This is a genomic window from Mycobacterium sp. shizuoka-1, assembly GCF_002723835.1.
GTDB lineage: Bacteria > Actinomycetota > Actinomycetes > Mycobacteriales > Mycobacteriaceae > Mycobacterium.
The window spans coordinates 1-5634 of sequence record NZ_BEWG01000017.1 but is presented as its reverse complement, the minus strand read 5'-3'; the positions used below and the strand labels follow the sequence as shown (position 1 = coordinate 5634).

Below are 5634 nucleotides of genomic sequence, written 5' to 3'. Positions count from 1 at the left end.
CGGACGTGACCGGCGCCGCCGCCCCGCTGCCGGGGCGGTGAGCAGGCCCGGACGCCCGATCCTCGCCTGGCATGATGGGTGCCACTGCCGGCGTCCGCGCCAGGCATTGCGCCAGATATTGCAAAGGAGCAGCCAGATGGCAGAAGCTCAGGACCAGCCCGAACAGGGTCCGGACGGCACCCCGCCGGCTCCGACGCCGCCGGAGAAGGCCGCTGCCAAGCGACCGCCGGCCAAGAAGGCACCAGCGAAGAAGGCTGTGAAGAAGGCGCCCGCCAAGAAGGCACCAGCCGCGTCGGCCGACCCCGCCAAGAAGACTTCGCCGCGCAAGGCACCGGCGAAGAAGGCGGCGCCCCCGGCACTGGAACCGCCCGCCACGCACGCCGCGCTGCCGGCAGCCAACGCCACCCCGCCGGTCGCCGAGGGTGCCCGCGCCGCGGCCGCCAACGCCAAGTCGTCGGTCGAGCAGGCGACCGCGCCGGCCCCGGCCCCGTTGTCCGCACCGCAGCCCGAACGCTCCCCGCTGCCGTTCGCGGTCGCCTTCGCCGCGGCCGTGCTGGTCATCCTGCTACTGCGCCGGTTGCGCCACCGGCGCGCCGAATGAGCATGGCCGTCTCGTTTCGCGCCACGGCCGATCTGGTCGACGACATCGGGCCGGAGGTCCGCAGCTGCGACGTCCAGTTCCGCCAGTTCGGTGGCCGCACCGAGTTCGCCGGCCCGATCAGCACCGTGCGCTGCTTCCAGGACAACGCCCTGCTGAAAGCGGTGTTGTCCGAGCCGGGTGAGGGCCGGGTGCTGGTGATCGACGGCGACGCGTCGGTACACACCGCGCTGGTCGGCGACCTCATCGCCGAACTAGGTCGATCCAACGGCTGGGCAGGGCTGATCGTGCACGGCGCGGTGCGCGACGCCTCGACGCTGCGGACTCTCGACATCGGCATCAAGGCGCTGGGCACCAATCCGCGCAAGAGCACCAAGACCGGCGCCGGGGAGCGCGATGTCGCCGTGAGTTTCGGCGGCGTCACCTTTGTCCCCGGCGACCTGGCCTACAGCGACGACGACGGGATCGTCGTCACTTCGGTCGGCTAAACGCCCACCGGCACACGGTGTTTGGCGAAGGTGAGAGCCTCGTCGTCGACCTTGCCGTGCCGGATCAGCCGCAGATCGAGCAGGTAATTCTGCTTGAGCCGCCAGGGTGCCCGTGAGCCGGCCTTCGGCAGCCGATCCAGTGCCCGCAGCACATAGCCGGGGGTGAAGTCCATCAACGGCCGTTCCTGCACGTCGGCGGACGGGCGAGCCGGTTCGACGCGGTCGTACCCGCCGGCGTCCATGTAATTGAGTACCCGGCAGACGAATTCGGAGACCAGGTCGGCCTTCAGCGTCCACGACGCGTTGGTGTAGCCGATGGTGAACGCCATGTTCGGCACGCCGGAGAGCATCATCCCCTTGTAGGCCATCGTCGTGGTCAGATCGATCGGCCGGCCGTCCCTGCGGATCTCCGCACCGCCGAACAGCTGCAGATTCAAACCGGTTGCGGTGACGATGATGTCAGCCGGCAGCTCCTGACCGGACGTCAGCTTGATCCCGGTCGCGGTGAATCGTTCGATGGTGTCGGTCACCACGTCGGCCTGGCCCTTGCGGATGGTGCGGAACAGATCGCCGTTGGGCGCCAGGCATAGTCGTTCGTCCCAGACGCGGTAGTTGGGCCCGAAGTGCTTGTCGACGTCGTAGCCCTCGGGCAGCCGTCGCTGGGCCATCGTCATCAGCTGCTTGCGCATGAAGTTCGGGAATCGACGGGCCAGCCGGTATTGGACGGACTGGAACACGATGGACTTCCAGCGGTTGGCGATGTAGGCGGGTTTGGCCGGCAGCAACTTGTTCATCCGGACCGCGAACGGGTCGACATCGGGTAGCGCGCCGATGTAGGTCGGCGAACGCTGCAGCATCGTGACGTGCCCGGCACCGGAATTGGCAAGGGCGGGAATGAGAGTCACTGCGGTGGCGCCACTACCGATGACCACCACCCGCTTGCCGGTGTAATCGAGGTCCGCGGGCCAGTGCTGCGGGTGCACGATGGTCCCGGTGAAGTCCTCGGCACCCGGGAACTCCGGCGAATAGCCCTCGTCATAGTTGTAGTAGCCGCTGCAGGCGAACAGGAACGAGCAGGTGAGTTCTTTGACTGCGCCGTCGGTCTCGACACGCACCGTCCACTGGTTGTCGGCACTGGACCACTCGGCGCTCACCACGGACTGCCGGAATCGGATGTGCTTGTCGATGCCGTACTCGCGGACGGTGTCGTTGAGGTAGGCCATGATCGACGGCCCGTCGGCGATCGCTTTCTGCGACGTCCACGGCTTGAACCGGAAGCCCAGGGTGAACATGTCGGAATCCGAGCGGATCCCGGGATATTTGAACAGATCCCAGGTGCCACCGAGATTCTCGCGGCGCTCCAGGATCACGAAGCTCTTGGACGGGCAGCGGTCCTGGAGGTGCCAGGCCGCGCTGATTCCCGAGATCCCCGCGCCCACGATCACCACATCGACGTGTTCAGTCATGGCGGCCACGCTATCAACACGGTGTTGAATAGGTCAACGGTATGTCGAATAATTCGACGCCCTGTAAAGTATTGCTCGTGCCTGCCACCAGTCCGGCCCGCCCCCGCGGCCGTCGCACCTCGCGCCCCTCCGGGGACGACCGCGAGGCCGCCATCCTGCGCACGCTGGAGGACATGCTGGACCAGCGGGCATTCCCCGAGATCTCGGTCGACGACCTGGCCAAGGGCGCGGGCCTGTCCCGCCCGACGTTCTACTTCTATTTCGCCTCCAAGGACGCGGTGCTGGTGAGCCTGTTCGCCCGCGCGATCGCCGCCTCCGGGGCCGACGCCCAGAGCCGGGCTGCCGCGGCCGCCGACGATCCGAAGCAGGCCTGGCACGACGGGATCTATGCGTTCTTCGACTCCCTGCGCCCACATCGGACGGTCCTGCTGGCCGGGCTGGCCGCGATGGCCACCAACACCGAGCTGCGGGAACTGTGGACGACGTTCATGACCGGCTGGATCGACTACACGGCCGGGTTGATCACCAAGGAGCGCGAACGTGGCGCAGCGCCCGACACCATCCCCGCCCACGATCTGGCGACCGCACTGAACCTGATGAACGAGCGGGTGTTGTTCGCCGCCCAGGGCAGCCAGAAACCGACCCTGCCCGAGGAGGCCGCGCTCCACGCGCTGGCCCATATTTGGATCGCCGGCATCTACGGCGGGACCGGGGACTTCGCGGCCTCGGTTTGATTCCGGCTTCGCATATTGGATTGCGTCCGAAGCAGGGGGTTCTAGTCTGGGCGGCATGCCGGAGCCACACCCGACGACGGGCGCCACCGTGGGCAAGCTCGCGCTGTACTGCGTGCTGGCCGGTGTTCTGGTGGCGGCCATGCTGTTTCCGCTCGCCGGCGGTGCGGGCATCGTGGTCAACCACGCCTCCGACGTGGCGGCGCAGGACTCCGCGGAGCTGATGAGCGGCGAGGTGCCCACCGTCTCCACGATGGTCGACACCGCCGGCAATCCGATCGCCTGGATCTACGCCCAGCGCCGGTGGCCGGTCGGAAGCGACCGGATCGCCGACACGATGAAACTGGCGATCGTGTCGATCGAGGACAAGCGTTTCGCCGACCACAACGGCGTCGACGTCCAGGGCACGCTGACCGGGCTCATCGGCTATCTGCGGGGCGATCTGGACACCCGCGGCGGGTCGACGATCGAGCAGCAGTACGTCAAGAACTACAACCTGTTGGTCAACGCCCAGACCGACGCCGAGCGGCGGGCCGCAGTCGAGACCACGCCCGCACGCAAACTCCGCGAGATCCGCATGGCGCTGGCGTTGGACAAGGCGATTTCCAAACCGGAGATCCTGGCCCGCTATCTGAACCTGGTGTACTTCGGCAACGGCGCCTACGGGGTGCAGGACGCGGCCAAGACGTACTTCGGCGTCAACGCCGCCGATCTGAACTGGCAGCAGGCCGCGATGCTGGCCGGCATCGTGCAGTCGACCACCGCGCTGAACCCCTACACCAATCCCGACGCGGCGCTGGCCCGCCGCAACGTGGTACTCGACACGATGATCGAGAACCTGCCGGACAAGGCCGACGAATTGCGCGCCGCCCGCCAGCAGCCGCTGGGCATCCTGCCGCAGCCCAACAGCCTGCCGCAGGGGTGTATCGCGGCGGGCGACCGCGGCTTCTTCTGCGACTACGTGCTGCAGTATCTGGCCAGGGCCGGGCTGTCCAAGGACGACGTGGCGCGCAACGGCTACCTGATCCGCACCACGTTGGACCCCGCGGTGCAGAACAGCGTGAAGAAGGCGATCGACACCGTGGCCAGCCCGAACCTGGATGGGGTCGCCAGCGTGATGTCGGTCATCCAGCCCGGCAAGACCAGTCACAAGGTGCTCGCGATGGGCGACAACCGCGGATACGGCCTACAACTGGACGCCGGCCAGACCGTGCAGCCGCAGCCCTTCTCGCTGGTCGGTGACGGAGCCGGTTCGATCTTCAAGATCTTCACCACCGCGGCCGCGCTCGAGATGGGCATGGGGATCAACGCCCAACTGGACGTCCCGGCGCAGTTCCAGGGCAAGGGCCTGGGATCGAGCAACACCCCGGGCTGCCCGAAAGAGACCTGGTGTGTGAAGAACGCCGGCAACTACCGCAGCCCGATGAGCGTGACCGACGCGCTGGCGCAGTCACCCAACACCGCCTTCGCCCGGCTGATCCAGCAGATCGGCGTCCAGCGCGCGGTCGACATGGCGGTCAAATTGGGGTTGCGGTCCTACGCCGAGCCCGGCACCGCGCGGGCCTATGAGCCGGACAGCAACGAGAGTCTGGCCGACTTCGTCAAACGCCAGAACCTCGGCTCGTTCACGCTGGGTCCGTTCGAGCTGAATGCACTCGAATTGTCCAATGTCGCAGCTACTTTGGCCTCGGGGGGGATGTGGTGCCCGCCCACTCCGGTGGACAAGATCTTCGACCGCCACGGCCGCGAGGTCGCCGTGGAGACCCAGGCCTGCGAGCAGGTCGTGCCCGAAGGCCTGGCCAACACCTTGGCCAACGCGTTGTCGAAGGATTCCACCGGCGGCACGGCGGCGAGCTCGGCCGGGTCGGCCGGCTGGACCCTGCCGATGTCGGGCAAGACCGGGACCACCGAATCGCACCGCTCGTCGGGTTTCCTCGGCTTCACCAATCAGTACGCCGCCGCGAACTACATCTTCGACGACTCCACCAATCCCGGTGGCCTGTGCTCCTGGCCACTGCGCAAGTGCGGGTACGGAAACCTCTACGGCGGCAACGAGCCGGCCCGGACCTGGTTTCTGGCGCTGAAACCCGTGGCAACGGACTTCGGCCCGGTCGTGCTGCCGCCCACCGACCCACGCTACGTGGACGGCGGGCCTGGCAGCACGGTGCCCAGTGTCACCGGCCTGAGTTTCGATGCTGCCCGTAAACGGCTGCGGGACGCCGGTTTCCAGGTTGGCGATCTGCCCACCCCGGTCAACAGCTTCTCCTCGCGGGGCGCGGTGGTGGGCACCACCCCGACGGGCAAGACCATCCCGGGGTCGATCATCACGATCAACACCAGCAACGGCATCC

Annotated in this window: 5 protein-coding genes; 4 read left to right on the top strand and 1 reads right to left on the bottom strand. The window is 67.5% G+C overall.

Annotated features, from left to right (window positions below):
* Positions 1 to 136 precede the first annotated feature (136 nt).
* Positions 137 to 601, top strand: coding sequence for a nucleoid-structuring protein H-NS (locus tag MSZK_RS04700; RefSeq protein ID WP_099245350.1), 465 nt, complete (start codon positions 137 to 139; stop codon positions 599 to 601).
* Between the two features lie 2 nt (positions 602 to 603).
* On the top strand, positions 604 to 1086 hold the full coding sequence (gene rraA / locus MSZK_RS04695) for a ribonuclease E activity regulator RraA (protein ID WP_099245348.1): 483 nt from the start codon (positions 604 to 606) through the stop codon (positions 1084 to 1086).
* On the opposite strand, the gene MSZK_RS04690 is transcribed toward rraA, so the two are convergent.
* A complete protein-coding gene (locus MSZK_RS04690) occupies positions 1083 to 2552 on the bottom strand; it encodes an NAD(P)/FAD-dependent oxidoreductase (RefSeq protein ID WP_099245346.1) in 1470 nt (489 codons plus the stop codon). The two genes, rraA and MSZK_RS04690, sit on opposite strands and share 4 nt — an antisense overlap.
* A 41-nt stretch (positions 2553 to 2593) precedes the next feature.
* Between MSZK_RS04690 and MSZK_RS04685 the strand changes: the two genes are divergently transcribed.
* Complete coding sequence (locus MSZK_RS04685; protein ID WP_099245344.1) at positions 2594 to 3286, top strand: TetR/AcrR family transcriptional regulator; 693 nt, start codon at positions 2594 to 2596, stop codon at positions 3284 to 3286.
* 55 nt (positions 3287 to 3341) lie between these two features.
* Positions 3342 to 5634, top strand: a 2293-nt coding sequence (locus MSZK_RS04680) for a penicillin-binding protein (protein WP_099245342.1), incomplete at its 3' end; no start/stop codon positions are given.